27 protein-coding genes are annotated in these 26,602 nt (G+C 58.6%); 13 read left to right on the forward strand and 14 right to left on the reverse strand.

Going from position 1 to position 26,602, the window contains the following annotated elements:
* Window positions 1-247: 247 nt before the first annotated feature.
* A complete protein-coding gene (gene glpD / locus FEE99_RS26480) occupies window positions 248-1,783 on the forward strand; it encodes a glycerol-3-phosphate dehydrogenase (protein ID WP_041479876.1) in 1,536 nt (511 codons plus the stop codon).
* Between the two features lie 86 nt (window positions 1,784-1,869).
* Here glpD and FEE99_RS26485 read toward each other — a convergent pair whose 3' ends face one another.
* The gene (locus FEE99_RS26485; RefSeq protein WP_041480030.1) at window positions 1,870-2,757 is read right to left on the reverse strand and encodes a LysR family transcriptional regulator; all 888 of its coding nucleotides are present in this window, start codon (window positions 2,755-2,757) and stop codon (window positions 1,870-1,872) included.
* 105 nt (window positions 2,758-2,862) lie between these two features.
* Between FEE99_RS26485 and FEE99_RS26490 the strand changes: the two genes are divergently transcribed.
* From FEE99_RS26490 to FEE99_RS26530, 9 genes are all read left to right on the forward strand, one after another.
* Window positions 2,863-4,215 (forward strand): MFS transporter, encoded by a 1,353-nt coding sequence (locus FEE99_RS26490; RefSeq protein WP_041479877.1) that lies wholly within the window; start codon window positions 2,863-2,865, stop codon window positions 4,213-4,215.
* Entirely contained in the window at window positions 4,212-4,622 is a 411-nt protein-coding gene (locus FEE99_RS26495; protein ID WP_041479878.1) for a hypothetical protein, read from the forward strand. Before FEE99_RS26490 ends, FEE99_RS26495 begins: the two co-directional genes overlap by 4 nt.
* A 271-nt stretch (window positions 4,623-4,893) precedes the next feature.
* A complete protein-coding gene (locus FEE99_RS26500; protein ID WP_041479879.1) occupies window positions 4,894-5,808 on the forward strand; it encodes a glutamate/aspartate ABC transporter substrate-binding protein in 915 nt (304 codons plus the stop codon).
* A gap of 200 nt (window positions 5,809-6,008) precedes the next feature.
* Complete coding sequence (locus tag FEE99_RS26505) at window positions 6,009-6,755, forward strand: amino acid ABC transporter permease (protein ID WP_016773392.1); 747 nt, start codon at window positions 6,009-6,011, stop codon at window positions 6,753-6,755.
* A complete protein-coding gene (locus FEE99_RS26510) occupies window positions 6,755-7,426 on the forward strand; it encodes an amino acid ABC transporter permease (RefSeq protein ID WP_016773391.1) in 672 nt (223 codons plus the stop codon). Before FEE99_RS26505 ends, FEE99_RS26510 begins: the two co-directional genes overlap by 1 nt.
* Window positions 7,423-8,157: an amino acid ABC transporter ATP-binding protein gene (locus FEE99_RS26515; RefSeq protein WP_016773390.1), complete on the forward strand. Its 735-nt coding sequence runs from the start codon at window positions 7,423-7,425 to the stop codon at window positions 8,155-8,157. The genes FEE99_RS26510 and FEE99_RS26515 overlap by 4 nt, the downstream gene beginning before the upstream one ends.
* A gap of 228 nt (window positions 8,158-8,385) precedes the next feature.
* Window positions 8,386-10,287 (forward strand): two-component sensor histidine kinase AauS, encoded by a 1,902-nt coding sequence (locus tag FEE99_RS26520; protein WP_041479880.1) that lies wholly within the window; start codon window positions 8,386-8,388, stop codon window positions 10,285-10,287.
* Window positions 10,288-10,331: 44 nt separating this feature from the next.
* Window positions 10,332-11,609: a two-component response regulator AauR gene (locus tag FEE99_RS26525; protein ID WP_231507471.1), complete on the forward strand. Its 1,278-nt coding sequence runs from the start codon at window positions 10,332-10,334 to the stop codon at window positions 11,607-11,609.
* A gap of 8 nt (window positions 11,610-11,617) precedes the next feature.
* On the forward strand, window positions 11,618-11,947 hold the full coding sequence (locus tag FEE99_RS26530; protein ID WP_177327026.1) for a GlpM family protein: 330 nt from the start codon (window positions 11,618-11,620) through the stop codon (window positions 11,945-11,947).
* An 18-nt stretch (window positions 11,948-11,965) separates the two neighbouring features.
* Here the strand turns inward: FEE99_RS26530 and FEE99_RS26535 are convergent, their stop codons facing one another.
* The 3 genes from FEE99_RS26535 to FEE99_RS26545 all read right to left on the reverse strand — a co-directional run bounded on the left by FEE99_RS26535 (window position 11,966) and on the right by FEE99_RS26545 (window position 14,708).
* Window positions 11,966-12,874 (reverse strand): hypothetical protein, encoded by a 909-nt coding sequence (locus tag FEE99_RS26535; protein ID WP_041479882.1) that lies wholly within the window; start codon window positions 12,872-12,874, stop codon window positions 11,966-11,968.
* A complete protein-coding gene (locus FEE99_RS26540; protein WP_024014168.1) occupies window positions 12,871-13,566 on the reverse strand; it encodes a hypothetical protein in 696 nt (231 codons plus the stop codon). Before FEE99_RS26540 ends, FEE99_RS26535 begins: the two co-directional genes overlap by 4 nt.
* Before the next feature lie 107 nt (window positions 13,567-13,673).
* On the reverse strand, window positions 13,674-14,708 hold the full coding sequence (locus FEE99_RS26545; RefSeq protein ID WP_041479883.1) for an alpha/beta fold hydrolase: 1,035 nt from the start codon (window positions 14,706-14,708) through the stop codon (window positions 13,674-13,676).
* A gap of 216 nt (window positions 14,709-14,924) precedes the next feature.
* On the opposite strand from FEE99_RS26545, the gene metR reads away from it, so the two are divergent.
* The gene (gene metR, locus FEE99_RS26550; protein WP_016773382.1) at window positions 14,925-15,842 is read left to right on the forward strand and encodes a transcriptional regulator MetR; all 918 of its coding nucleotides are present in this window, start codon (window positions 14,925-14,927) and stop codon (window positions 15,840-15,842) included.
* 130 nt (window positions 15,843-15,972) lie between these two features.
* Here metR and FEE99_RS26555 read toward each other — a convergent pair whose 3' ends face one another.
* The 3 genes from FEE99_RS26555 to FEE99_RS26565 are packed head-to-tail and all read right to left on the reverse strand — an operon-like array spanning window position 15,973 to window position 17,568.
* Window positions 15,973-16,470 (reverse strand): GNAT family N-acetyltransferase, encoded by a 498-nt coding sequence (locus FEE99_RS26555; protein WP_041479884.1) that lies wholly within the window; start codon window positions 16,468-16,470, stop codon window positions 15,973-15,975.
* A gap of 1 nt (window position 16,471) precedes the next feature.
* The gene (locus FEE99_RS26560) at window positions 16,472-17,110 is read right to left on the reverse strand and encodes a LysE family translocator (RefSeq protein WP_041479885.1); all 639 of its coding nucleotides are present in this window, start codon (window positions 17,108-17,110) and stop codon (window positions 16,472-16,474) included.
* A gap of 23 nt (window positions 17,111-17,133) precedes the next feature.
* The gene (locus FEE99_RS26565; protein ID WP_041479886.1) at window positions 17,134-17,568 is read right to left on the reverse strand and encodes an NUDIX hydrolase; all 435 of its coding nucleotides are present in this window, start codon (window positions 17,566-17,568) and stop codon (window positions 17,134-17,136) included.
* A gap of 214 nt (window positions 17,569-17,782) precedes the next feature.
* Between FEE99_RS26565 and FEE99_RS26570 the strand changes: the two genes are divergently transcribed.
* Both FEE99_RS26570 and FEE99_RS26575 read left to right on the forward strand, forming a co-directional pair.
* Complete coding sequence (locus FEE99_RS26570) at window positions 17,783-18,253, forward strand: DUF4234 domain-containing protein (protein ID WP_041479887.1); 471 nt, start codon at window positions 17,783-17,785, stop codon at window positions 18,251-18,253.
* A 275-nt stretch (window positions 18,254-18,528) separates the two neighbouring features.
* Entirely contained in the window at window positions 18,529-20,148 is a 1,620-nt protein-coding gene (locus FEE99_RS26575; RefSeq protein WP_041479888.1) for an FMN-binding glutamate synthase family protein, read from the forward strand.
* A 60-nt stretch (window positions 20,149-20,208) separates the two neighbouring features.
* On the opposite strand, the gene FEE99_RS26580 is transcribed toward FEE99_RS26575, so the two are convergent.
* From FEE99_RS26580 to FEE99_RS26610, 7 genes are all read right to left on the reverse strand, one after another.
* A complete protein-coding gene (locus tag FEE99_RS26580; protein WP_447121741.1) occupies window positions 20,209-20,757 on the reverse strand; it encodes a hypothetical protein in 549 nt (182 codons plus the stop codon).
* A gap of 199 nt (window positions 20,758-20,956) precedes the next feature.
* Window positions 20,957-21,625 carry a glycosyltransferase family 39 protein gene (locus FEE99_RS26585; protein ID WP_447121742.1) on the reverse strand — a complete coding sequence of 223 codons (669 nt, stop codon included), beginning with the start codon at window positions 21,623-21,625 and terminating at the stop codon, window positions 20,957-20,959.
* A gap of 40 nt (window positions 21,626-21,665) precedes the next feature.
* The gene (locus FEE99_RS26590) at window positions 21,666-22,607 is read right to left on the reverse strand and encodes a lysylphosphatidylglycerol synthase transmembrane domain-containing protein (protein WP_041479890.1); all 942 of its coding nucleotides are present in this window, start codon (window positions 22,605-22,607) and stop codon (window positions 21,666-21,668) included.
* Window positions 22,604-23,344: an SDR family oxidoreductase gene (locus FEE99_RS26595; RefSeq protein ID WP_041479891.1), complete on the reverse strand. Its 741-nt coding sequence runs from the start codon at window positions 23,342-23,344 to the stop codon at window positions 22,604-22,606. The genes FEE99_RS26590 and FEE99_RS26595 overlap by 4 nt, the downstream gene beginning before the upstream one ends.
* Complete coding sequence (locus FEE99_RS26600; protein ID WP_041479892.1) at window positions 23,341-24,657, reverse strand: FAD-binding oxidoreductase; 1,317 nt, start codon at window positions 24,655-24,657, stop codon at window positions 23,341-23,343. The genes FEE99_RS26595 and FEE99_RS26600 overlap by 4 nt, the downstream gene beginning before the upstream one ends.
* Window positions 24,654-26,093 carry a UbiA family prenyltransferase gene (locus tag FEE99_RS26605; protein WP_041479893.1) on the reverse strand — a complete coding sequence of 480 codons (1,440 nt, stop codon included), beginning with the start codon at window positions 26,091-26,093 and terminating at the stop codon, window positions 24,654-24,656. The genes FEE99_RS26600 and FEE99_RS26605 overlap by 4 nt, the downstream gene beginning before the upstream one ends.
* 26 nt (window positions 26,094-26,119) lie before the next feature.
* The gene (locus FEE99_RS26610; RefSeq protein WP_081932598.1) at window positions 26,120-26,482 is read right to left on the reverse strand and encodes a GtrA family protein; all 363 of its coding nucleotides are present in this window, start codon (window positions 26,480-26,482) and stop codon (window positions 26,120-26,122) included.
* Window positions 26,483-26,602: the final 120 nt, after the last annotated feature.

The following is a 26,602-nucleotide window of genomic DNA, read 5'->3' on the forward strand; positions in this document are numbered from 1 at the left end:
CGCTTCCAGGCATCAAAAGATCGCAGCCTTCGGCAGCTCCTGCATCTGGAATGCATTCCTCATGTAGGAGCTGCCGAAGGCTGCGATCTTTTGCTTTTAATGTTCGGATATTTTCCTTTCTCGGCCCTTCGATGAGTTTTTTCAATCGAACGCGACTGGCTGCGCGCGTGTTTATGGGCTACCATTTTCGCAAATGAACATTTATGTTCGATTTCCAAGACAAAATCAAAAGAACCGAGGCCAGCCGATGTCCACCTCTACCTTGCGTACGCCCCCTCTCTCCGAGATCTATGACGTTGCCGTGATTGGCGGCGGGATCAACGGCGTGGGGATCGCAGCGGATGCCGCCGGTCGCGGTCTTTCGGTGTTCCTTTGCGAAAAAGACGACTTGGCCAGCCACACCTCGTCGGCGAGCAGCAAGCTGATCCACGGTGGCCTGCGCTATCTGGAACATTACGAATTCCGTCTGGTGCGTGAAGCGCTCGCCGAGCGTGAAGTGTTGCTGGCCAAGGCGCCGCACATCGTCAAACCGATGCGTTTCGTCCTGCCACACCGCCCGCACCTGCGTCCGGCGTGGATGATTCGTGCCGGCCTGTTCCTCTACGACAACCTTGGCAAACGCGAAAAGCTGCCAGGTTCGAAAAGCCTGAAGTTCGGCGCCGACAGCGCGCTGAAAAGCGAAATCAAGAAAGGCTTCGAATACTCCGATTGCTGGGTCGATGACGCCCGCCTCGTGGTCCTGAACGCCATGGCCGCCCGTGAAAAAGGCGCGCATGTGCATACCCAGACCCGCTGTGTCAGTGCCCGCCGCACCAAAGGTTTGTGGCATCTGCATCTGGAGCGCGCCGACGGCAGTTTGTTTTCGATCACCGCCAAGGCACTGGTCAACGCCGCCGGCCCATGGGTGGCCAAGTTCATCCGTGACGACCTGAAGATGGAATCGCCGTATGGCATCCGTCTGATCCAGGGCAGCCACATCATCGTGCCGAAACTGTACGAAGGCGAACATGCGCATATTCTGCAAAACGAAGATCAGCGCATCGTTTTCACTATTCCGTACCTGAACCACTTCACCCTGATCGGCACTACCGACCGCGAGTACACCGGCGACCCGGCGAAAGTAGCGATCACCGAAGGCGAAACCGATTACGTGCTGAAAGTGGTCAACGCCCACTTCAAGAAGCAGCTCAGCCGCGAAGACATCCTGCACAGCTACTCGGGCGTTCGGCCGCTGTGCAACGACGAGTCCGACAATCCGTCGGCCGTCACCCGCGATTACACCCTGGCGCTGTCGGGCAACGCCGAGGAAGCGCCGCTGCTGTCGGTGTTCGGCGGCAAGCTGACCACTTACCGCAAGCTCGCCGAGTCGGCGATGGCGCAGTTGATGCCGTTCTTCACCCAGATGCGCCCGAGCTGGACCGCGACCGCCACCCTGCCCGGCGGCGAAGACATGACCACGCCAGAGGCCCTGAGCGCGCGGATTCGCGACAAGTTCGATTTCGTCCCGACCGAAATCGCCCGGCGCTGGGCCGTCACCTACGGCAGCCGCACCTGGCGCATGCTTGAAGGCGTGGAAAGCCTGGCCGACATGGGTGAGCACATCGGCGGCGGGCTCTACACCCGCGAAGTCGATTACCTGTGCAGCGAAGAGTGGGCCACTACGGCGCACGACATCCTGTGGCGCCGCACCAAGCTAGGCTTGTTCACCACAGCGGAGCAACAGCAGAAGCTGTCGACGTATCTGGGCAAGGTTGAGCAGAACCGGAAGATCGAGGCGGCTTGATCTTCGCCCTATCGTTTGAACGAAAGCCCCTGAATCGCAAGATTCAGGGGCTTTTTGCTATGCCCGCAAGGCCCGGCTCCACTCCCTCACGAGCCTAAATGTGCCAAAAGAAAATCGATAAACACCCGCGACTTGGGCGGCAGGTGCGGCGTGTCCGCAAACACCAGGCTGATCGGCTGTGAGGGCAGCGAGTATTCCGGCAGCACACGTACCAGATGCCCACGGTCCGTATCGTCTTCAACCATCCACGCCGGCAGCACCGACACGCCCAGCGACGACAAGGTCATCGAACGAATCGCAGTCGATGAATTCGATTGGAAATGACGGCTACCATTGATTTCGACTGCTTCCCCCACACCATCGCGTAAAACCCACTGCGTCGGCGCCAACAGATTGCTGTTGGCAATCCACGGCACGGCATTGAGATCCTGCGGTGTTTTTACCGGGTAGCGGAGCAGAAACCCTTCAGTAGCCACCAGCACAATTTCATAGTCGGCCAGTTTCCGGCTCTTGAAAGCCGAGTCCGCCAGGTTGCCCAGGCGAACCACCAGATCGAGCCGGTCGGCAAGCAGATCATTGAGCGAGGAGTTGAAGTCGTAGCACAGGCGGATGTCGGGATAACGCTCGGCGAACAGCGGAATCAGCGGCAGGATGAATCGCTCGCCGTATTCACTGGTGGAACTGATCCGCAGCGTTCCCGAAACGCGGTTTGTGCGGTGCAATACCCTGTCAAACGCTGTGTCGATATCGGCAACGATGGTTTTGAATTCATTGTAAAAGCTTTGCCCGGCCTCGGTCAGGGTCACGGCACGACTGTTGCGCAGCAACAGGCTGGTCGACAACGCTGCCTCCAGGGCCTTGATGTGCAGACTGACCATGGCCCGGCTGAGATTCAGATGGCTGGCAGCCTTGGTAAAAGAACCCAGTTCGGCAATCGCCAGAAACGTCTGCACCCGGTTCAAGTGCGTGTGCAGAGCGCCCTGAGTCACGGTTCAATCCCTTCAAACATTGTGTTCAGCTCCATTGCATCGACGGTCGGAGTCTATCGCCCCTATGCTCGACGACAAAGGGGAAACACCATGAGTTACCGCTATAAAGTCGCGTCGATTTTCCTGCTCGGCTTCTTTATCGATTGCATCAACATCTTCATGTCGGCGGTGGCGCTGCCCAGTCTGTCAGCTACCTTGCAGGTCAGCAGCGCTTCGGTGGCGTGGGTCGCCAACGCGTACATCCTCGGACTGACGTTGATCATTGCGCTGAGCACCTGGCTGGCCGCGCGTTTTGGCAGTCGTGAAATCCTCACCGCTTCAATGCTGGTATTCAGTGGCTCGGTGTGGCTGTGCGGCCAGGCCGACAGCTTCCATGAACTGGTGATCTGGCGCTTCGTTCAGGGCATCGGCGGCGGCTTGTTGATCCCGGTCGGACAGGCACTGACGTTCAATCTTTTTCATGGCGAGCAACGCGCGAAAATATCCACGCTGATCATGGCCGTTGCCCTGATTGCCCCGGCGATGTCACCCACCGTCGGCGGCCTCATTGTCGACATCAGCTCCTGGCGCTGGGTGTTCTACAGCACCCTCCCGTTTTCGCTGCTTGCCGCCGGGCTGTCGTGGTGGTGGATCAGGGAAGGCAAACCCGCCGAGCTTCAGCGTCCGGACATCAAAGGCCTGTTGCTGGTCAGCGCGGTGCTCGCCAGTTTGCTGATGGGTATGTCGCTGTACGGCGGCGATTACCCACCGCTGGCAGCGCTGGGTTTTGTCATCGCGGGCCTGACATTCATCGCGCTGTATCTGCTGCATTACCGCCGCTGCAGTAACGCGATCATCGACTTGAGCCTGCTCAGGAGCAGAAAACTCAGCACCTCGATCTTCATCTATTACGCAATTCCGGGGGTGTTCACCGGTGTCAACCTGATGAGTATTTTCTTTTTGCAGAACACCCTGCACTTCAGCGCCCGGCTGACCGGAATGTTCATGATCCTCTATGCCATCGGTGCGTTCATCGCAATGATCCTTTGCGGTCGCGTCTACAACCGGATCGGCGCCAGACGCCTGTTCACCCTCGGCATGCTGTTGCACAGCGCCGGCATCGCCACCCTGGTGCTGGTCAATGCGCCAACTGATCTTTGGCTCATCATGATCGCCTACAGCCTGATGGGCATTGGCGGTGGCATCGGTGCCAATACCGCGCAAACTACCTCACTGATGGACTTCACCGGCGGCGATACGCACAAGGCCAGTGTCATCTGGAACATCAATCGGCAGATGTCTTTCAGCCTCGGCGCCGCACTGTTTCTGATGATCTTCAACGTGCTGCTCCCGACGCTCGGCACCACGCCGGCCTATCACGCGACCTTCGCAATTGCCGCGCTGGTCGGGCTGCTGCCGTTGCTGCAGATGAATCAACTGCCCCCTGCGAAGGAACGCCCATGACATACGATCTGATCGAACAGGCCGAACACAGTATCCACCACGTCCACGAGCTGATCCTTCGGGTATTCACTGATGCCGACGGTGCTGGCGCCGCGAGCATCGAGCCGTTGATGCAGGCATTTGCTGAGGATTTCAGCATGGTTGGTATTTCGGGGGACGCATTGACCCGCGTCGAAGTAGAACAACTGTTCAAAGGAGCCGTAGGCGCCAAGGCGGGACTCGATATCGAGATCAGTGATTTGCACACGGTGTGGCAGGAGGACGACATGCTGGCTGTGAGCTACGTCGAAACCCAACGCTTGGACGGCGCTCAACACTCGCGGGTCGCAGTGGCGATCCTGAGCGGACAAACTGAAGGGGTGAAGTGGGTGTATTTGCATGAAACGCCACTGAGCCGGCAAGTCTGAGACCAGGCCACAAGATATTCGGTTTTCCGAACACGACTCCACAGTCGATTCGGTTAACCGGATCATACCTTCATAAAATTACCGCCATAAAACTTTAATAACGTTATAAAACAACCGGTTAACGGACTTCGACTGCTCTGGCACGAGTCATGCTCTACACTCTCTCGACGAATGCCTGCTGTGCCAGCACTTCAGGAGCCGTCAGGCATTCGAAGCACAAAAAGGGCCGACAAACTGGCTCCATAAAAAAAACAATGTCGAGGAAAATTTGATGCGCATCGTTCCCCATATCCTGGGCGCAGCCATTGCTGCCGCTCTGATCAGCACGCCAGTTTTCGCCGCCGAACTCACCGGCACCCTGAAGAAGATCAAAGAGTCCGGTGTCATCACCCTGGGCCACCGTGACGCCTCCATTCCGTTCTCCTACATCGCTGATGCGTCCGGCAAGCCGGTCGGCTACTCGCACGATATCCAGATGAAGATCGTCGACGCGATCAAGAAAGACCTCGACCTGCCGAACCTGCAAGTCAAATACAACCTCGTCACCTCGCAGACCCGTATCCCGCTGGTGCAGAACGGCACCGTGGACGTCGAGTGCGGTTCGACCACCAACAACGTCGAGCGTCAGCAGCAGGTCGACTTCTCCGTCGGCATTTTCGAAATCGGCACTCGTCTGCTGTCCAAGAAAGACTCCAAGTACAAGGATTTCGACGATCTGAAAGGCAAGAACGTCGTAACCACCGCCGGCACCACCTCCGAGCGCATCCTCAAGGCGATGAACGCCGACAAGCAGATGGGCATGAACGTCATCTCCGCCAAAGACCACGGCGAGTCCTTCCAGATGCTGGAATCGGGCCGTGCCGTTGCCTTCATGATGGATGACGCACTGCTGGCCGGCGAAGCCGCCAAGGCCAAGAAAGCCGCCGATTGGGAAGTGACCGGCACGCCACAGTCGTACGAAATCTACGGCTGCATGATGCGCAAAGGCGACGAGCCGTTCAAAAAGGCTGTGGATGACGCGATCAAGGCCACTTACGCTTCGGGCGAAATCAACAAGATCTACGAGAAGTGGTTCATGCAGCCGATTCCGCCAAAAGGCCTGAACCTGAACTTCCCGATGAGCGACGAGCTCAAGGCGCTGATCGCCAATCCGACCGACAAAGCGGCTGACGACAAGAAGTCCTGATTTTCTGACTAACCTTATCCCCTGAGGAGGCGCCTGCCTTTTCAGGGGATGGTCACTCCCTGCTGGCATTTTTCTGGAAACACTCGAACCGGTGGCTGTCGAGCCGATCGCGTGTGCCCGGTCTTTGAAAAAAGACTGGGGAGGGAACGGAGTTCCCCAGGCGGGCACTTGTACATCGATCGAATCGAGGGGAGACCCTAATGAATTACAACTGGGACTGGGGCGTGTTCTTCAAGTCCACCGGTGTGGGCAGCGAGACCTATCTCGACTGGTTCATCTCCGGTCTGGGCTGGACCATCGCCATCGCCATCGTGGCGTGGATCATCGCCCTGCTGCTCGGCTCGCTGCTGGGCATCATGCGCACCGTGCCGAATCGCATCGTATCGGGCATCGCGACCTGCTACGTCGAGCTGTTCCGTAACGTGCCGCTGCTGGTGCAGCTGTTCATCTGGTACTTCCTGGTGCCCGATCTGCTGCCGCCGGATCTTCAGGAGTGGTACAAGCAGGACCTCAATCCGACCACCTCGGCCTACCTGAGCGTTGTCGTCTGCCTCGGTCTGTTCACCGCCGCCCGTGTCTGCGAGCAAGTGCGCACCGGTATCCAGGCGCTGCCCCGTGGTCAGGAATCCGCCGCCCGCGCGATGGGTTTCAAGCTGCCGCAGATCTACTGGAACGTGCTGCTGCCCCAGGCCTACCGGATCATCATTCCACCGCTCACCTCGGAATTCCTCAACGTGTTCAAGAACTCCTCCGTGGCGTCCTTGATCGGTTTGATGGAATTGCTGGCGCAGACCAAACAGACCGCCGAGTTCTCGGCCAACCTGTTCGAAGCGTTCACCCTGGCGACCCTGATCTATTTCACCCTCAACATGAGCCTGATGCTGCTGATGCGCCTGGTCGAGAAGAAAGTCGCGGTGCCCGGCCTGATCTCCGTGGGGGGTAAATAATGGAATTCGATTTCAGTGGCATCGTCCCGGCCATTCCCGGTTTGTGGAACGGCATGGTGATGACCCTCAAGCTGATGGCCATGGGCGTGATCGGCGGGATGATTCTCGGCACGATCCTCGCGCTGTGCCGTCTGTCGCACAACAAGCTGCTGTCGAGCATCGCTGGCGCCTACGTCAACTATTTCCGCTCGATTCCGCTGCTGCTGGTGATCACCTGGTTCTACCTGGCGGTGCCGTTCGTGCTGCGCTGGATCACCGGCGAAGACACGCCGATCGGTGCATTCACCTCGTGCGTCGTGGCGTTCATGATGTTTGAAGCGGCGTATTTCTGCGAAATCGTCCGGGCCGGTGTGCAGTCGATTTCCAAGGGCCAGATGGGTGCTGCTCAGGCACTGGGCATGAACTACGGACAGATGATGCGCCTGATCATCCTGCCGCAGGCGTTCCGCAAGATGACCCCGCTGCTGCTGCAGCAGAGCATCATCCTGTTCCAGGACACCTCGCTGGTCTACACCGTGGGCCTGGTGGATTTCCTCAACGCCTCGCGTGCCAGCGGCGACATCATCGGCCGCTCCAATGAGTTCCTGATTTTCGCCGGTCTCGTGTACTTCATCATCAGCTTCGCCGCCTCGCGGTTGGTCAAGCGTCTGCAAAAAAGGTTCGCCGTATGATCTCTATCAAAAACATCAACAAGTGGTATGGGGACTTCCAGGTGCTGACTGATTGCAGCACCGAGGTCAAGAAAGGCGAAGTGATCGTGGTCTGCGGCCCGTCGGGTTCCGGCAAGTCGACGCTGATCAAATGCGTCAACGCCCTGGAACCGTTCCAGAAAGGTGACGTGGTGGTTGACGGCACGTCGATCGCCGACCCGAAAACCAACCTGCCGAAACTGCGTTCGCGCGTGGGCATGGTGTTCCAGCATTTCGAGCTGTTCCCGCACTTGACCATCACCGAAAACCTGACCATCGCGCAGATCAAGGTGCTCGGCCGCAGCAAGGAAGAGGCGACCAAAAAGGGTCTGCAGCTGCTTGAGCGCGTCGGCCTGTCGGCGCACGCCCACAAGCACCCGGGGCAACTGTCCGGCGGGCAGCAGCAGCGTGTGGCGATTGCCCGTGCGCTGGCGATGGACCCGATCGTCATGCTGTTCGACGAACCGACCTCGGCGCTCGACCCGGAAATGGTCAACGAAGTGCTCGACGTGATGGTGCAACTGGCCCACGAAGGCATGACCATGATGTGCGTAACCCACGAAATGGGCTTCGCCCGTAAAGTCGCCGACCGGGTGATCTTCATGGACCAGGGCAAGATCATCGAAGACTGCCCGAAAGAGGAATTCTTCGGCGACATCAGCGCCCGCTCCGAACGCGCGCAGCACTTCCTCGAGAAAATCCTGCAGCACTAAAAGCAACACACCCGCACCCTGTCTGTGGGGTGCGGGCAGCCTGACAATGAGATCCCCTGTGGCGAGGGGATTTATCCCCGTCCGGCTGCGCAGCAGTCGTAAAACCTGTGCATGCGGTCTTTCAGTTAAACCGCAGTGATGGTTTTGGGGCCGCTTCGCGGCCCAACGGGGATAAATCCCCTCGCCACAGGCACAAACAAGTGTTGTGGTTGACCCAAGGCATCTGTGATGAAATGCGACCCCACTCTTTATCGCGCTGCCGAGCCATCACTTGCCGTGAAGCCCCGTCTGATCCGTCATCTGTTCCTGCCGCCACTGATCATCGCCCTGATGGTCGGGCTGGGTTTCATCGGCTTCTGGACCAGTGAACACTTCGGCATCCGCAGCCTCGGCGAGAACGGTCAGCGTCAGTTGGAACTGCACGCCCGCGCGGTCGAAAGCGAGATCAGCAAATACACCTACCTGCCCAGTCTGCTGGAACTCGAAACCAGTGTGCCGCAGTTGCTGGCCGATCCGACCCCGGAGCACCGGCAGACGGTCAACGACTACCTCGAAGGCCTGAACCGCCGCAGCCGCAGCCGGGCCATCTACGTCATGGACACCACCGGCCGGGTCATGGCCACCAGCAACTGGCGCGATGTCGACAGTTACCTGGGTGAGGACCTGTCCTTCCGCGCCTATTTCAAAGACGCCGTACGCGGCCAGCCCGGACGCTTCTACGGCATTGGCAGCACCAATGGCGAACCTGGTTACTACCTCGCCCACGGCCTCGAAGAGCACGGCAAGATCATCGGTGTCGCGGTGGTCAAGGTGCGTCTGGAAGCCATGGAAGAGCGCTGGCAGCGGGCGCGTCTGGAAGCGTTCGTTAGCGATGAGAACGGCATCATCATTCTCTCCAGCGATCCGGCCAGGCGGTTGAAATCGGTGATCCCGCTCAGCGATGAGATCAAGGAAAAACTCGCCCGCAGCCTGCAGTATTACTGGTTCCCGCTCAACGAACTGCAACCGCTGGCCCGCGAGACGCTGGCCGAAGGCGTGGAGAAACTGACTTTCCCGGCCAACAGCGAATTGCAGCCCGACGAAGACGACATCAGTTATCTGGCGCAAACCCGACTGCTGAGCGACACGCCGTGGAATTTCACCCTGCTCACGCCATTGCAGGACCTGCGCCGCGAAGCCATCAACCAAGGCATTCTGGTGGCCGTTGCGTTTGCCCTGTTCGCCTTCCTGCTGATTGCCTGGAACGAGCGGCGCAAAGTCCTCGCCACCCGCCTCGCCGCCCGCGAAGCGTTGCAGGAAGCCAACAGCCAACTGGAGCGTCGGATTACCGAACGCACCGCCGATCTGCGCGCCAGCAACGAACGCCTGAAGAGTCAGATCCGCGAACGCCGCCAGGCCGAGGAGACGTTGCGCCGCGCTCAGGATGAACTGGTTCAGGCGGGCAAACTCGCGGCCATCGGCCAGATGTCGACCAGCATCGCCCATGAATTGAACCAGCCGCTGGCGGCGATGCGCACGCTGTCGGGCAACACCGTGCGCTTTCTCGAGCGCGGCCAGCTCGACGTCGCCAGCACCAACCTCAAGACCATCAACGACCTGATCGACCGCATGGGCCGGATCACCGCCAGCCTGCGTTCGTTCGCCCGGCGCGGCGACAACAAGGGTCAGGCCAGTCTCGGCAAAGCCGTCGACGCCGCCTTGCAAGTGCTCGGCGCGCGCGTGGAAAACACCGCGCTGCAGATTCACCGGCAGTTTGCCGATGTGCAGCTGCTGATCGATCAGACCCGCCTCGAACAGATCCTCGTCAACCTGATCGGCAACGCCCTCGACGCCATGCACGCGCAACCGCAGCCGCAGCTGTGGCTGGAGGGTGAAGAATTCAACGGCAAGTACCGCTTGCGGGTGCGTGACAACGGCCACGGTATCGACGCCGAAGCGCGCAAGCATCTGTTCGAACCGTTCTTCACCACCAAGCCCGGCGAGCAAGGCCTGGGACTGGGCCTGACCCTGTCCGCCAGCCTCGCCGCCGCCACCGGCGGGCACCTGGGTGTCGAACACCCGGCCGGCGGTGGCACCACTTTCGTCCTCAGTTTACCGTTGGTAAGCCCTCTTTCTGCCGAGCCAATATGAACCCTGAACTCAGTGTGCTGATTGTCGAAGACGACCCCCATGTGCTGCTCGGCTGCCAACAGGCGCTGACCCTCGAAGACATTCCGTGCATCGGCGTCGGCAGTGCCGAAGAGGCGCTGGCGCAGGTCGGCGACAACTTTGCCGGCATCGTCATCAGCGACATCCGCCTGCCGGGCATCGATGGCCTGGAATTGCTCACCCGCCTCAAGCAGCGTGATCGCAGCCTGCCGGTAGTGCTGATCACCGGCCACGGCGACATTTCCATGGCTGTCGGCGCGATGCAGAAAGGCGCCTACGATTTCATGGAAAAACCGTTCTCGCCGGAACGCCTGGTCGATGTCGCGCGGCGGGCGCTGGAGCAACGCAGCCTCGCCCGTGAAGTCTCATCACTACGTCGACAACTGGCTGAACGCGACTCCCTTGAAGGGCGGATCATCGGCCGCTCACCAGCGATGCAGAATCTGCGCGAACTGATCGCCAACGTCGCCGACACTTCGGCCAACGTCTTGATCGAAGGCGAGACCGGCACCGGCAAGGAACTGGTCGCTCGGTGCCTGCACGATTTCAGTCGGCGCCACAGCAAACAGTTCGTCGCGCTGAACTGCGGCGGCCTGCCGGAAAACCTTTTTGAAAGCGAAATCTTCGGCCACGAAGCCAACGCCTTCACCGGCGCCGGCAAACGGCGCATCGGCAAGATCGAGCACGCCGACGGCGGCACGCTGTTCCTCGATGAAGTGGAAAGCATGCCGCTGCCGTTGCAGATCAAGTTGCTGCGCGTGCTGCAGGAACGCACCCTTGAGCGCCTCGGCTCGAACCAGAGCGTGGCCGTGGATTGCCGGGTGATTGCGGCGACCAAATCCGACCTTGATGAGTCGAGCAAGGCCGGGGAATTTCGCAGCGACTTGTACTACCGCCTCAACGTCGTGACCCTGGAATTGCCACCGCTGCGCGAACGCCGCGAAGACATCCTGCAACTGTTCGAGCATTTCACCCAGCAGTCGGCGCTGCGCTTCGACCGCGCGCTGCCGGAGCTGGACAACCAGACCCTGTCGAACCTGATGAGCCACGACTGGCCGGGCAACGTGCGCGAACTGCGCAACGTCGCCGAACGCTTCGCCCTCGGCCTGCCGGCCTTCAAGAAGTCCGGGGCCAGCGCCGGCCAGGGTCTGGCGTTTGCCGAAGCGGTGGAAGCGTTCGAGCGCAATCTGCTGGTCGACGCCTTGCAACGCAGCGGCGGCAACCTGACCCAGGCCAGCCAGGAATTGGGCATGGCCAAGACCACGCTGTTCGATAAAGTCAAAAAGTACGGGCTGAGCCACTGATGGATCTGATTCTCAAAGCCGCGATCGGCGCCGCAGTCGTGCTGATCCTCGCGGCACTGTCCAAGACCAGAAACTATTACATCGCCGGGCTGGTACCGCTGTTCCCGACCTTTGCCCTGATTGCGCACTACATCGTCGGCAAAGGCCGCTCGGTCGACGATCTGAAAACCACGATCGTGTTTGGGATGTGGTCGATCATTCCCTACTTTATCTATCTGGCGACGCTGTACGTGATGGTCGACCGCATGCGCCTGGAAGCATCGCTGGCCGTGGCGGCGGTGGCGTGGCTGATGGCGGCGACGGTATTGGTGAGCGTGTGGGTCCGGCTGCATGCCTGAACCCACGCGCATCAGCCACTAGCGATCGTAGACTCTGGCCAGTTGCGCGGACGACAGAGCATCCTCGAACGGCACTGGCACTGACTTCACCGCACCGTAGAGATTGCGGTAGCGCCAGTAGTTGCCGTTCTGCGCCAGTTGATAACCGCGCTCGACCACACGCTGGCCGTCGAGCACGTAACGCAGGGTTTCCTGCGCGGCCGGCGGTGGCGTCGGTTGCATCAGATCGGCGCTCAACACGCGCATGGATTCATCAATGCATTCATCCAGCACGGCGGTGACCTTGGCCAGGTCAAGGGCGCCGTCATCGATGCATTGCTTGCCGCAACGACGGATCGGCTGACTGGCCACTTCGATGCGCATGCGGTACAGCGGCGAGCCGGCGATATCCTGTAATTGCACCTGATTGACCAGCACGAAACTGCCGCGATCGGGCGTCAGCATCAGCTTCGGTTCGATCAGCAACCGTGCCGTGACCGCACCTGCCCCCTGCTTGAATCCGGACACCTGCGACGCCGCCTGAAAACGCTGTTGCAAGCGCTCCTGCAACGGCACGCCGGCGAGCAGGTCGGCCAGCGGCCGCGATTCGTTCAGCGCGGCTTTTTCGGCATCGCGCTGTAACGTACCGGAACCCATTTGCGTGTTGATCAGGCTGGCTACCAGAATCCCCGCCAGCCCGGCGCCCGCGCCGGAGCTCGACACCAGCGTGTAACTGGAATTCGCCGCGTTCACCGCCGCCTTGCTGTCGATCACCGTGCTGGCGCCGACAAATTCCGCCGGAAGTTGCACGTCGACTTTCAGCCCGTGTGCCTGCACATAGCTCATGGCGGCCTGATCCTTGAAACCGGCCTCGGGTGCCGGTTTCTGCGCACAGCCAGGCAACGCCAGCAGCGAGATCGCCGCGAGGGTCAGCGCCAGACGTTTCATTGCGCGAACGGGGCGATCATTTGCTGACGGCTGTTATCCATCGCCTGATAAAACGCGTTGGACAGGTTGGTGTAGGACGGCTCGTCCCACTCGCCTTGCGCGGCCTGTACAGCGGCGAATGGCTGGTACCACAAGAGTTTGTTGTCCGACAGATCGATCACCATGCCCTGGCCGCCGACCTGGGCCATCGGCACGCTGGTGGGCACGATGCTGTAGTAGCTGCGGGTGGCACCGGTGGCATAAATCGACACCAGCAACAGACGGTCGATGCCGTGGGCAGCTTTCATCGGCGACAGGTCCTTGGTCATGTAGCCCTCGCGGAAATCGACTTCCTTGAAGGTCTTCAGATCGACCTTTTCATCAATGCGCTTGGCCTTGTAGCCCTTGGCCTGCAACTTGGCGACGATGGCGTCGGGCAGGGTTTCCAGATCGCGCACCTGCCAGGTCTCGACGTTGGCGCTGAGCTTGCTGTTGACGCCGGCGTTGATGGCGTAATCGAGGATGCCCTGATTGCCGGTCAGCGCCAGCACCGGCGACGGTACGACGGTAATGGCCACACCGATGGTCGGCTCTTTGGCATCCCAGAACTGTTTGTCCAGGGCCACGGGCGGTTGCACATGGGCGCAGCCGGTGAGAGTCAGTACGGCGAGCAGGGCCAGCGCGGCCCATTGACGTGTAGCGCGAAAAATCATGGATCAAGTCCCTATGTCTGAAAACGTTCCTGCGCCTTATCGGCAACAACGCGGCAAACAATAGTGGCACATTGATATTTTTTTGGCGACAGGATGCTGGCGCACTCTTACAGCAGATTGTTCTGCGCCGCCGGATCGACCCGAGCCCAATGCGAAGTGTCCTCGCGATGCGCCTGCAAATACGGCAGCACCGCCGCCAGCAACGGCTCCTTGAACGCCTCCTGAAAGCGATGCGCCAGTCCCGGAATCAGTTTCAACTGACTGCCCTGAATGTGCGCCGCCAGATGCACGCCGTGCATCACCGGCAGCAGCGGATCTGCCGTGCCGTGCACCACCAGGGTCGGCACGCGCAGCTGATTGAGCAATGCCACCCGGCTCGGTTCGGCAAGGATTGCCATGATCTGGCGCTTGACGCCTTCGGGGTTGAACGCGCGGTCGTAGGACGCCGCCGCCTGTTGCAGCAAGGCCTGGCGATCATCGGTTACCGCCGGGCTACCGAGTGCCGCGAGCAGATCGGCCTGTTGCTCCAGTGCCACTTCGCGATTCGGCGCGCCCCGCCGCGAGAGCAATTGCACCAGCGCCGCACTCGGTGCCGGCAGGCCTTCAGCGCCGGAAGTGGTCATGATCAGCGTCAGGCTTTCCACCCGCTGCGGCGCCATTGCCGCCATGTGCTGGGCGATCATCCCGCCCATGCTCGCGCCGAGCACGTGGAATTGCTCAACCTTCAGCGCCGTCATCAAACCCAGCGCATCGTCGGCCATGTCAGTCAGGCTGTACGGGGCCGAGACCGGTAAACCGAGCTTGTAACGCAGCACTTCGAAGGTCAGGTTGGCCTCGATCGGCGCTTGCCGCCAGGTCGACAATCCGACGTCGCGGTTGTCATAACGGATCACCCGGAAACCCTGCTGACACAGCGCGACCACGACTTCGTCCGGCCAGTGGATCAACTGCCCTCCCAGGCCCATGACCAGCAACAGCGCCGGGTCCGATGCGCGGCCGATACTTTGATAGGCAAGACTGACCTGCGCCAGATCGGCGTGCTCGGTCGGCACGTTGACATCACAGCGTCCGGCTGCAAACGAGCCGGCCCCGAACAAAAGCGCGGCCAACGCGGCCGCGACTGAAAAAACTCTCTTGAACATGAAAAACACCAAAACGCAGCACCCCAGTAGAGCGCGAGTCTGATGAAGTTCGTACGAGCGCGCTGCCACAGTTGCATGACAGTTTGATGAAGAGTGCCGAGCGGTCGTCTGTCGAATGCCCGCCGGATCCTCGCCGACAGATCGACAAAGCCACCGTCATGAGACAAACTCACCTTCCCCGCATTCGTCACAAGTTTTCTTCATGGAGCCCCGCCGGTGCTTGAAATCCGACATCTGAAAACCCTGCACGCCCTGCGCGAAGCCGACAGCCTGGTGGATGCCGCTGATCGCCTGCATCTGACGCAATCCGCTCTATCGCATCAATTCAAAGAGCTGGAAGAGCGCATGGGCATGCAGTTGTTCGTGCGCAAGACCAAACCGGTGCGTTTCACCAGCGCCGGTTTGCGCCTGCTGCAACTGGCCGACGCCACCCTGCCATTGTTGCGCGCCGCTGAACGGGACATTGGTCGCCTGGCCGGTGGCACCGCCGGGCGTCTGCACATGGCGATCGAATGCCACAGCTGCTTTCAGTGGCTGATGCCGACCATAGACCAGTTCCGCGATGCCTGGCCGGAGGTCGAGCTGGACCTGGCTTCGGGTTTCGCTTTCGCCCCACTGCCGGCACTGGCGCGCGGCGATCTGGATCTGGTGGTGACCTCCGATCCGCTGGAAATTGCCGGCATCACTTACGTGCCGCTGTTCACTTACGAAGCCATGCTCGCCGTGGCCAATCAGCATGCACTGGCGAGCAAGCCGTACATCGTTCCTGAAGACTTGTTGACCGAAACGCTGATCACCTACCCGGTCGAGCGTGATCGTCTGGACATCTTCACCCGCTTCCTCGAACCGGCCGACATCGAACCTGCGCAGGTGCGCACTTCGGAACTGACGGTGATGATGATGCAACTGGTCGCCAGCGGCCGTGGCGTCTGCGGAATGCCGCACTGGGCGCTGCATGAATACAGCTCGCGCGGCTATGTGAAGGGCAAACGGTTGGGTGAGAAGGGCTTGTTCGCGACGCTGTACGCGGCGATTCGCACGGACATGCTCGACGCGCCGTACATGCGCGATTTCCTGCTGACCGCCAAGGACACCTCGTTCTCGACCCTGGATGGTGTCAGCGCCGTACGCTGATTCTCCAGAGCAAGAGATCTCCCTGTGGGAGCGAGCCTGCTCGCGAAAGCGGTGGATGATTCAGCGATGATGTCGGCTGGACGGACGCCTTCGCGAGCAGGCTCGCTCCCACAAGGATTGTCGTGGTGGGTCAGAGCTGGCGCCACATGTGGATCTTGTCGAAGTAGTCTTCGCCCACCCGCACGGCGAGTGGTTCGAGGCCGAACTGAATGAAGCCGCAACGCTGGTACAACTGAAAAGCCGCGTCATTGCCGGCAGTCACGGTGAGCTGCAGCAATTTTAGCGCCGGATGCTTTTGCGCTTCGACCAATGCCGCCTGCACCAGATCAAAGCCCAGCCCCTTGCGACGAAAATCCGCCGAGACATACATGCCGAACAGCGTGGCCTTGTGTCGTGCCTTCTCGCGCGGTTCGAAGGCCAGGCCGACAATCCCGGCCAACGTCCCGGCATCGAATGCACCCAATATCACATCGAGCTTGCTGGTCAGGCGCCCCTCCCACCAACTCAATGGCATCACCGCGCGTTCGCGCACGCTGGAGGTGAACGCCTGCGGATGACGGTCGTAGGCTTGCAGCATCAGTTCGCGGTAAGCCAAGGCGTGGCTGGCGTCCAGCCGTTCGATCCACATGTCAGGCAGTCCGCCGTTGTTCGAGCATCAGCCGTACGGCAAGGCCACCGAGCACCATGCCCATGAAATAACGCTGCATCGCCAGCCACGTCGGGTTGCGCACGAACCATGAGGCGATGCCTGCGGCGAACAGCGCGATCAACAGATTGACGCTGAAGCTGACGCTGATCTGCATCAGGCCGAGGACGATGCTTTGGGTGAACACCGAGCCGTGCTCAGGGCTGATGAATTGCGGGAACACCGACAGATAGAACACGGCGATTTTCGGGTTCAGTGCGCTGGTGAGAAAACCCATGGTGATCAGCTTGCGCGTCGAGTCCGGCGGCAATTGCTGCGCTTGGAAGGGCGAACGCGCGCCGGGTTTCACTGCTTGCCAGGCCAGCCACAGCAGGTACAGCGCACCGGCCCATTTCAACACTTCATAAGCCATCGGCACGGCGAGAAACACCGCCGTCAAACCCGCCGCCGCGGCGAACATATGCACGAAGAATCCGCCGACCACGCCGAGTAGCGAAGTCACCCCCGCGCGGCGTCCCTGACAGATCGAACGCGAGATCAGATAGATCATGTTCGGCCCCGGTGTCAGCACCATCAGCAACGCGGCGGCGGCGAAGATCAGCAGGTCTTGCAACGGGATCATGGCAACGTCCTTTGCGGGAATGATCAGGCGAGTGCAGTCAGTGAACGGCGATAAAACGGCAGGATGTGTTCGCGTGTCAATGGCGCCAGCTCGAGCGCCGGATCAGTGGCCGGATCGACCCAGATGACTTCCTCGATTTCCGCCGCCGGGCAGACGTCGCTATCGATGGTCAGTTGAAAGATTTCCGCATGGACAATGAAGCCCGGCTCGTTGGCGGCGGGGGCGGAAAAACTGTTGAGGAAAATCGCTTGCGCCGGGTCGATCTGCAGCCCGAGTTCTTCTTCCAGTTCACGGGCCAATGCGTGTACTGGCAACTCGTGGGCTTCGATCTTGCCGCCCGGTTGCATGAAAGCCGTGGTGCCGCGCTTGCGCACCAGCAGGGTCTGGCCTTGGGCGTTGAGCAACAGGGCGGCGGCGATATGGATGATGCAGGGCGAAACGGCGGATGTCGGCGTCATGAGTCGAAAAATGCCTTGTGCGAAAAGATCGCAGGATCCCACGCCCGACGCGCCTGCGTCATCAGAAGATCCCTACAAGAAGCATCCGTGATCAGCCTGACTCTGACGACAAGTCCGCCAAAAGGCTCGGAAATTTCCCACTCGCGAATTTGGTAGCGTTATTCATCGCTGCCCGGCAGCCATTCGCTACATCGCCTAAGAGGGAAAACGCTGCATGTCTGACATTTCGACGCTCAAGGAAAAGAACAATCTCAAGACGTTCCATTTCATTCTCCTGACCGTAGTCACCATGGGTCTCTACTCGGTTGTATGGCTGCACAAAACAACAACCGTGGTTGAGGAGGTCACTCAAATCAAGACACTGAGCCAGACCGGTCTGGTCGTTTATCTGGCGCTCTGTGGTATCGGAGGGATCTTTTTCACCGTATCTGATCCGCGGTTCATAGCCACGGGGTATGCGATGACGGTCATTGCCCAGCTCATCGCCATTGCTTGGTGCTTTCGAGTTCGCAGAGCCTTGCGCGCCTACACGCTGACCAAACACAACTTCGAACCGCGAATAAACCGCTTGTATTCAGTCCTGTTTACCTTCTATCACATCAATTACTGCATCAACGATATGGCCAGGGCCAAGCACAAACATGACCAGAAACGGCAAACGCCTCAGGAATCAGTCGCGGCATAAACAAAAAGGCAATCGTCGATTTCGCGTGCAAGTTCGCTTCCACCTTTCACTGCAATTCCTTGTGCGAGCGTGCTCGCGAAGGCGTTCGTCAATGCCACAAGTTTGCCCACCAGTATTGCTGCATGGCTGCTTCTCGCGTTCAACAGCCAAGTCAACTGGCATCGTAAGCGAGACGGCTCCGATGTAGGCGAGGAGAGGGACGTCTGCCTGTTCACGGTTCCGTCGTTGGCGCAATATGCCTGCCAGCCACAAACAATCCGAACCAAGGAAACCGTATGAGCCTGTCTTTGCTGAGCCGCTACGCCTTCTTTGCCGTCTGCGTGATTTTCACCCTCGCCAGCCTGCCCTTTCTCGAACATGACTGGCTGTGGCCGATCACCGCCGCCACCGCTGTGCTGAGCCTGCTCGGCGTGTTCGACTTGTTGCAGACGCGCCATGCAGTGCGCCGCAATTATCCGATTCTGGGCAACATCCGTTATCTGGTCGAAGGCATCCGCCCGGAGATTCGCCAGTACCTGCTCGAGTCCGACAGCGATGCCCTGCCCTTCTCCCGCGCCCAGCGTTCGCTGGTGTACTCGCGAGCGAAAAACGAAACCGCCGACAAACCGTTCGGCACGCTGATCGACGTTTACCAGTCCGGCTTCGAATTCATCGGCCACTCGATGCGCCCGGCGCCGTTGAGTGACCCGAACGGTTTCCGCGTCATTGTCGGGGGTCCGCAATGCACGCAGCCGTACTCGGCGTCGATCTTCAATATCTCGGCAATGAGCTTCGGCTCGCTCAGTGCCAACGCCATCCGCGCCTTGAACCAGGGCGCCAAACTCGGCAACTTCGCCCACGACACTGGCGAAGGCAGCATCAGCCCGTATCACCGCGAACACGGCGGCGATCTGACCTGGGAGCTGGGCAGCGGCTATTTCGGCTGCCGCACCAGCGACGGCCGTTTCGACCCTGAGCGCTTCGCCGTGCAGGCGCAGAATCCGCAAGTGCGCATGATCGAAATCAAGATGAGCCAGGGCGCCAAACCCGGCCATGGCGGGATCTTGCCCAAGCACAAGGTCACCAGGGAGATTGCGGAAACACGCGGCATCCTGATGGGCGAGGACTGCGTCTCGCCGTCGCGCCACAGTGCGTTTTCCACGCCGGTCGAGATGATGCAGTTCATCCAGCAACTGCGCGAACTGTCCGGTGGCAAACCGGTGGGCTTCAAATTCTGCCTCGGCCATCCGTGGGAATTCATGGGCATTGCCAAGGCCATGCTGGAAACCGGGATTCTTCCGGACTTCATCGTCGTCGATGGCAAGGAAGGCGGCACTGGCGCAGCCCCTGTCGAGTTCACCGACCACATCGGCGTGCCGATGCGCGAAGGCTTGCTGTTCGTGCACAACACGCTGGTCGGCCTGAACCTGCGCGACAAGATCAAACTCGGCGCCAGCGGCAAGATCGTCAGCGCCTTCGACATCGCCAGCGTGCTGGCCATCGGCGCTGACTGGGCCAACTCGGCGCGCGGCTTCATGTTCGCCATCGGCTGCATCCAGTCACAGTCGTGCCACACCAACAAATGCCCGACCGGCGTCGCCACCCAGGACGCCCTGCGCCAACGCGCTCTGGTGGTACCGGACAAAGCCCAGCGCGTCTACAACTTCCATCGCAGCACGCTCAAAGCACTGGCGGAAATGCTCGCGGCGGCCGGGCTTGAGCATCCGTCGCAACTGTCGGCCAAGCATCTGGTGCGGCGCATGTCGGCGACCGAGATCAAACTGTTCTCGCAGTTGCACGTGTTTTTGAAACCGGGGGAATTGCTCACCGGTGAAGTGAATGGCGAGTTCTATTCGCGGATGTGGCAGATGGCGCGGGCGGATAGTTTTGAGCCGAGCGAGGTCGTCGCAGCTTAGAGAACAGACGGAACATCGTGCCTATTCGGAACTCCGATTCTTGAATTCAGAAAAGCAATATCATGGTTGCTCAACTGAATGTCCCATGACACAGTACTTGAGAACGGCCGAATTCTTGAATTCGGCCGTATCTTTTAATTCGACCGAATACTTATTCGGATAGTTATTGATGCGTTCCCTATCCCATTGATCGGCGATCATAAAAAAACAGACCGGCGCCTTACCTGCAGCCATACCATCCTCAATAACATCAAGACCTGCCACGTCAATTGAAGCACCTAATAATTTAAAGTAGGTCGCATGGAGAGTATCCCAACGTCCATACACGGGAATATTTTCCCCTTCATTAATTATCTTGATAGCCGGAGACCTCAAGTCGTGTTCAATCCTTACACTTTCAGGCAAATCTGCTCCTTTTAAAAAATAGGAAACAGACACCAACGCAAGGAATGCGAGCAACACTACTCTTGCCCCACCCCCTCTTACTTGCTCGACACCACAAGCAATAAAAACCAGCAACACCGGAACAAAAACAATAATATTCTTCTCCGATAATACAGGGGTAAAAAAATCGATTTCACGTATGCGACTGCGTAACTTATCAACCACCAACTCAAGAGTAGTGACAAGGGCAAGCGCTCCGCATCTTTTTTAATCAACGAGTTCAACCCGAATAATAGAAGCACAAGACTCAACAACGCCGCAGATAGATCACCGAAGGGCAACACCAATGATTCAACTGCAAATGTTCCAACAGGAACCTGAATCCAGGTATCTTTTCTTTCCATACTGATCAAAATATAGGGAATTATTGGAACAATTGACGCCAGGATAACAATGCCAGCTCCCGCACCGAGAAAAAAACACGCTTTTTAAAACGCGGACAAAATGAAAACCACATTAAAAACAAGGCCTGATTCATGACCAGCAGAAAACCAAAATAATGCGTATTGACCAAAGCCGCGCACGCCAGCGCGTAATATATTGCGCTTGAATAATTTTGCTTCCTGATCAAATCAAGCAGTAAAACAAAAGACACAACAGTTAAAAACACCAGCAACTCGTAAGATCGAGAATTTTGAGAGAACACAATCAAGTAAAAATTAATTGCCGACAAGAACGCAACAAACAACCCCACTGTCACATTGAACAATTTATACCCAAGAACGTACATGACTGGGATAACCGCAACACCCAAAACCATTGAAAAAACCCGCCCCACCCTTTCGTCATAACCGAAAATCTTATACGCAACCCAAAGCAATATTTGAAATAGTGGCGGATGTACGTCTTCGACAGTCCTATGAAAAACCGTTTCGAGACTATTTTCCGGATCGCTAGCCCACGCACTAAAAAGCTCATCCATCCACAGACTTTTATCAAAAATATTATAACTTCTAAGTATTGCACCAAGCGCAGTACAGGACCCTAATAAAATATAAACTATTAAAGTATTCTTATTTGTCAGGATAGGCATAGTCCCCTCTCGACATTCCGAACAACAGCCTTGTCCGGAATCAGACTTTTATTTGAATTAGTACAACCGTTCCCAACCCAACTGCTAACCACAACGTCACCAACCGCAACAAAACCGTCGCCGCAATCGCATCTGCCAATTCCACGCCACTCGACACCAGCAACCCCACCATTACTGCTTCGGTGCTACCGAGCCCACCCGGCATGAAACTCAACGCCCCCGCCAACATGGCCACCGCATAAATAAAGATCGCTAACGTCAGGCTCACGTCCGCGCCCATCGCCTGCAAAATCCAGTAAAACGCCAATGCTTCAAGCCCCCAGGCCAGCAGGCTCAATAGCGTTGCGCCCATGACGCGACGAGGGGAATGACAGCGGCGCGACTGACGCAATATCTGAACGGCATGCCCCAGCAACCGCGAGAATCTGTCGTGCCGTTGCTCAGTGCGACGATCAATCGCGCTGGCAAGGCTTGGCGAAAACATCATCGATGCACCGCATGCCAGGAGGACGAGACTGGCAACGACCATCGACAACCATTGCGGATGCGCGCTCAAGCCGAACAACGCCAGGCCCGTCATCGCCAGCAGGTCCGCAAGCCGCTCACTGAACAGCGCGGCAAAGCTCTGTGCGTAAGGCACCTCCAAACGTTTGAGCAAAACACCGCGCAACGCCTCCCCGGCCTTGCCGGGAGTAGTCGTCAGGGCGAATCCGGCCAGGTAGATGTTCAAGCTCGCCCGCCAGGGCAACCGGTGGCCCAAGGCAGACAGATAACCCTGCCAACGCAAAAAACGCAGACCGTATCCAAGCAAAACCACGCTGACGATTTGCCCGCACTGCCACCAGCCCACTCGACTGACCGCCACGCTCACCGCCGACCACCCACCCCACAGGGAAACAGCGAGATAAGCGAGGGCGGAGCAGATCACCGAGCCAATCAAAACGCGGTAACGCCACCCGGATAACATCAGCGTCTGATTCACAGGTTCAGCCTCTTGAACAGCGGCTGCGGCATCACCCGAATCAGCCACATGATCACCGCCCAAAAGCCGGGCACATACAGCACCGCCACCTGTCGATTGATCCCTCTGACTATTCGCCGGGCAACCGTATCCGGTTGCGCTACAAGCACGGAGGGCAGCGCCAACCCTCGCGTCATGGGCGTGTCGACTAACCCAGGCTTTATCGTGATCACATGCACACCCGCTTTGAACAAACGTACCCGCAAGCCTTCGCAGAACGTGGAAACGGCCGCCTTTGCCGCGCCGTACAGGTAATTGGAAGGTCGTCCTCGATCCCCGGCAACCGAGGAAATGACCGCCAGCGTGCCGTGCTGCTGGACAACCATGCGATTTGCCAACAGCGTCAACAGCGCGATCATTGAACTGCCGTTATTGGCGAACTGCTCCATAGCCTGTTCAACGTGTTGTTCGCACGCGTACTGATCTGGCAGCGAGCCATAGGCAATCAGACAGATATCCACCGTCTGCAACGTCGCCAGGCATTTCTCGTACATGACCGGATGTGCCGCGATATCACTGGCGTCCATGACGTACGTGGTCACGGCTCTGGCACCTCGAACCTGAAGATCGACGCTGGTTTGCTGGAGTTTTTGCGCATCCCTGCCGACCAGGAACAATTCGCTGCGATCAGCCGCCCACAATCGTGCGCAAGCGCAGGCAATCGCCGAGGTGGCGCCCACAATCAGTATTTTTTTCATCGAGTGACTCGCTGCCAGAAACGGGACATCAGGGTCGGATCGCGCATCGCTTCCAACTGCTCCCAAGCGGGATAGGCCTGGCGAAAATCGCTGCCGCTCATGTGAGCGTCCTTGGCCGGATACAAGCGCCCCCCGGCTTCACGGACGATGGCATCGAGACGCGACAGAAGTTTTCTCGTCAGTTCATTGTTCTGTGGAAAGTCCAGCGCCAATGAAGTACCGGGCATAGGAAAGGAAAGCCATCCCGGCGAAGGAATGTCGCCACAACGCTTGAGCACCGCGAGGAAGGAGCCACTGCCGCTACGCGCAATCGACTTGAGTAATTCGGCCAGTGCCACGGCTGCAACCGAGGCCGGCAATACGCACTGAAATTGCTGGAAACCTCTGCGTCCGTAGATGCGATTCCAGTTTTCGATACGGTCCAACGGATAGAAGAACGAGCTGTAACCAACCTTTTGATGTTGTCCGTTCGTTGGCTGCCGTTTCCAGTAGTGATCGTTGAACAGTTTCAAGGTGAGCGAATTGATCAGCGATACCGGAGGGCGGATCGGGACAGACAGAGAACGTGGTGCAGCGACCTCAAGCGGCCCCGCCTCGCAATGATCCCCAGCCGTGAAGCATCCGCGCCCTAGCGCATTGCCCTTGGCCAGGCAATCGATCCACGCGACGCTGTATTCATGCCGCGCATCCATGTCGACCGACAGGGCAAAAAAGTCATCCAGACAGTCAAAACGCACCCGTGTGCTGTCGATCAGGCTGGACTGGATTTTGCGCAGACGAATGCGCACCCAGGTAATCACACCCGTCAGGCCGAGCCCGCCGATGGTGGCGGCAAACCACTGTGGGTTTAGCGTCGCCGAGCACACCATCGGCGATTGCATGGAACGGTGCAGCCCGAAACACACCAGCGAATGGGCAAACGTGCCGCAGCGATGGTGATTTTTCCCGTGGACGTCATTGGACACCGCCCCACCCAGCGTTACATGCCGCGTACCGGGTGTGACGGGCAAAAACCAGCCACGGGGAATGGCGAGTTGTAAAATCTCGCCCAGTGTCACGCCGGCTTCAGCGCAGATCTCACCCTTTTCCCAGTCGCCTTCAATGAAGCGCTTCAGGGGACGTAATTGCAGCACGTGATCGCTTGCGGCCATGCAGCTATCGCCATAGCTGCGGCCATTGCCAAACGGCAAAGTTGTCCCGTGTGATTCGATCAACTGCTGCCACTGCGGTCCGATATCCGCTTGCCAGTGACAGGGACGACCGCTCTGCGGGGCATGGGGATAGTTTCCCCAGGAAGCCAGCGAGGCCGTCATGCCGCCACCCAGAAAATCAGACAGAACACTGTTCCCATCACCAGACTCAAGCGATCACGCAGTGCGAAAACCACCGGATCCTCATTCATGCGGCCGCGATGCGTCAGCAGCCAGATACGAGTGATCCAGAACAGCATCAATGGGCAGGCAAACCAGAGCCATCGGGGATATGCATACAACTCGGTAGTTGCGCTGTCATGGATGTAAAGCGCCAGCACCAGGACAGCGAGATAACCGGATGCGGCCCCCAAAGAGGAGAGCATTGCCAGGTCCGCAGGAAAGTAGTCGCGGCCGCCGGTCTTACCGGTGATGCCGCCGTGCAGCGCCAGCAACAGCTCGGCATAACGCTTGACCAGCGCGAGGCTCAAAAACATGAACATGGAAAAAGCCAGCATCCACCCCGTCAGGTCGAGCCCGAAAGCGGCGCCACCGGCAATGATGCGCAAGGTGTAAAGCAGCGCCAAAGCGATGACATCCAGCGCCATCAACCTCTTGAGCACCAGCGAATACACCAGCGTCAGGCCGTAATAGCAGGCCAGCACGGCAATGAATGGGTGAGGCAGCCACAACCACGCGCCGATGAACGACACTGACAACAGCAGGGGGAAAATCAGCAGACCGGACTGGATGGATAACGAACCATTGGCGAAGGGTCGATTGCGTTTGCTCGGGTGCCTGCGATCATCGTTCAGGTCGAGCAAGTCGTTCAGAAGATAGACGCTGGATGCACACAAGCCGAAAAGCATGAAGGCCAGCAAGCCGCGCCCCAATAGCAGCGGGTTAGCCACTTGATGCGCTGCAAGCAGGGGAACGAAAATCAGCACATTCTTCATCCATTGATGAATGCGCAAGGCTTTGTACAAACTTCTGAAATACGTAACGCGAGAGTGAACCACCTGGGCTACGTTATCCAGATGCCGGGCGGCACGTTGGACGCCCGCTAGCGGATTGACGATATAAGCTTGCCTGGCCGACCGCCAGATCGGCAGATCGTCCAGCGAATTGCCGATGTAATCGAAACTTTTCTCCCCATATAACGCCACCAGCGCATCACGTTTGTTCGTTCCCGAAAGGTTCTGCTCGAGGGTTGAACCCAGAACGTCATCAAACACCTGCAGATGCTCAGCGATCCGCACTGCCAATGTGTAATGACTGGCTGTGGCGAGAACAATTTTCCGACCGGCGTTGCGCTGTTCCTCGATCATCCGGAGTACGTCGGGATCATAGGGCAAAGTCGCGAGATCGACGTCCGATGTCGTTGCCAGTCGATCTTTCAGATACGCCTTGCCGTGCCAGAGCCAGGGAAAGAGTTTCAGGCAGTGCAATGGTTTGCTGCGGACAAAGGACATCGCGCATTCGAACAGCAGATCAGATTTGACGAGGGTACCGTCCAGATCAACTACGAAGGGCATTGAAGCAGCGCAGGACGCTGACATCGGCAGTACGTCAGGCGGAGAGACGTTCATGCCCGTCGCCCTCGAAAAAGGACAAAGCGGAAAACGCAGTACCCTAAAACAATATTCACCAGCGAAAACGAAGCGACCGTCACAAGCCCGGACAAGCGCCAGACGTCCCCGATGACACCCACGCCAAAACTGACGCCGCCCATCAGGCCGATGAACATCAGATAGGGAAATACCGGCGTTTCCCTTTCAAAGATATAAAGCATGTTCAGATAGAAAGAGAGCGCAGCAGCTACGCAGAACGCCGCAAAGTTGCTGGCCGCCTGACTCAGGGCGGCCGCCTGACAGAGCACGAAAAATATTTGCCAATGGATGAGCGCATCGGCCACTCCGATGGCGGTGGTTGCAGAGAATCCTTTCATGGTGAGGGCCAGCCGCTGCCAGAGGACGGACCTCCAAACTAGGCCAGAGCTTGAAGACGGTCTACTGTCAGAAATTACAGGTCGAGGGCTTTATCCGACCAGCGGTCATCTTGTCGTACT

The sequence above is a fragment of the Pseudomonas sp. ef1 genome, from assembly GCF_007293365.2.
In the GTDB taxonomy this organism is placed as follows: domain Bacteria; phylum Pseudomonadota; class Gammaproteobacteria; order Pseudomonadales; family Pseudomonadaceae; genus Aquipseudomonas; species Aquipseudomonas siliginis.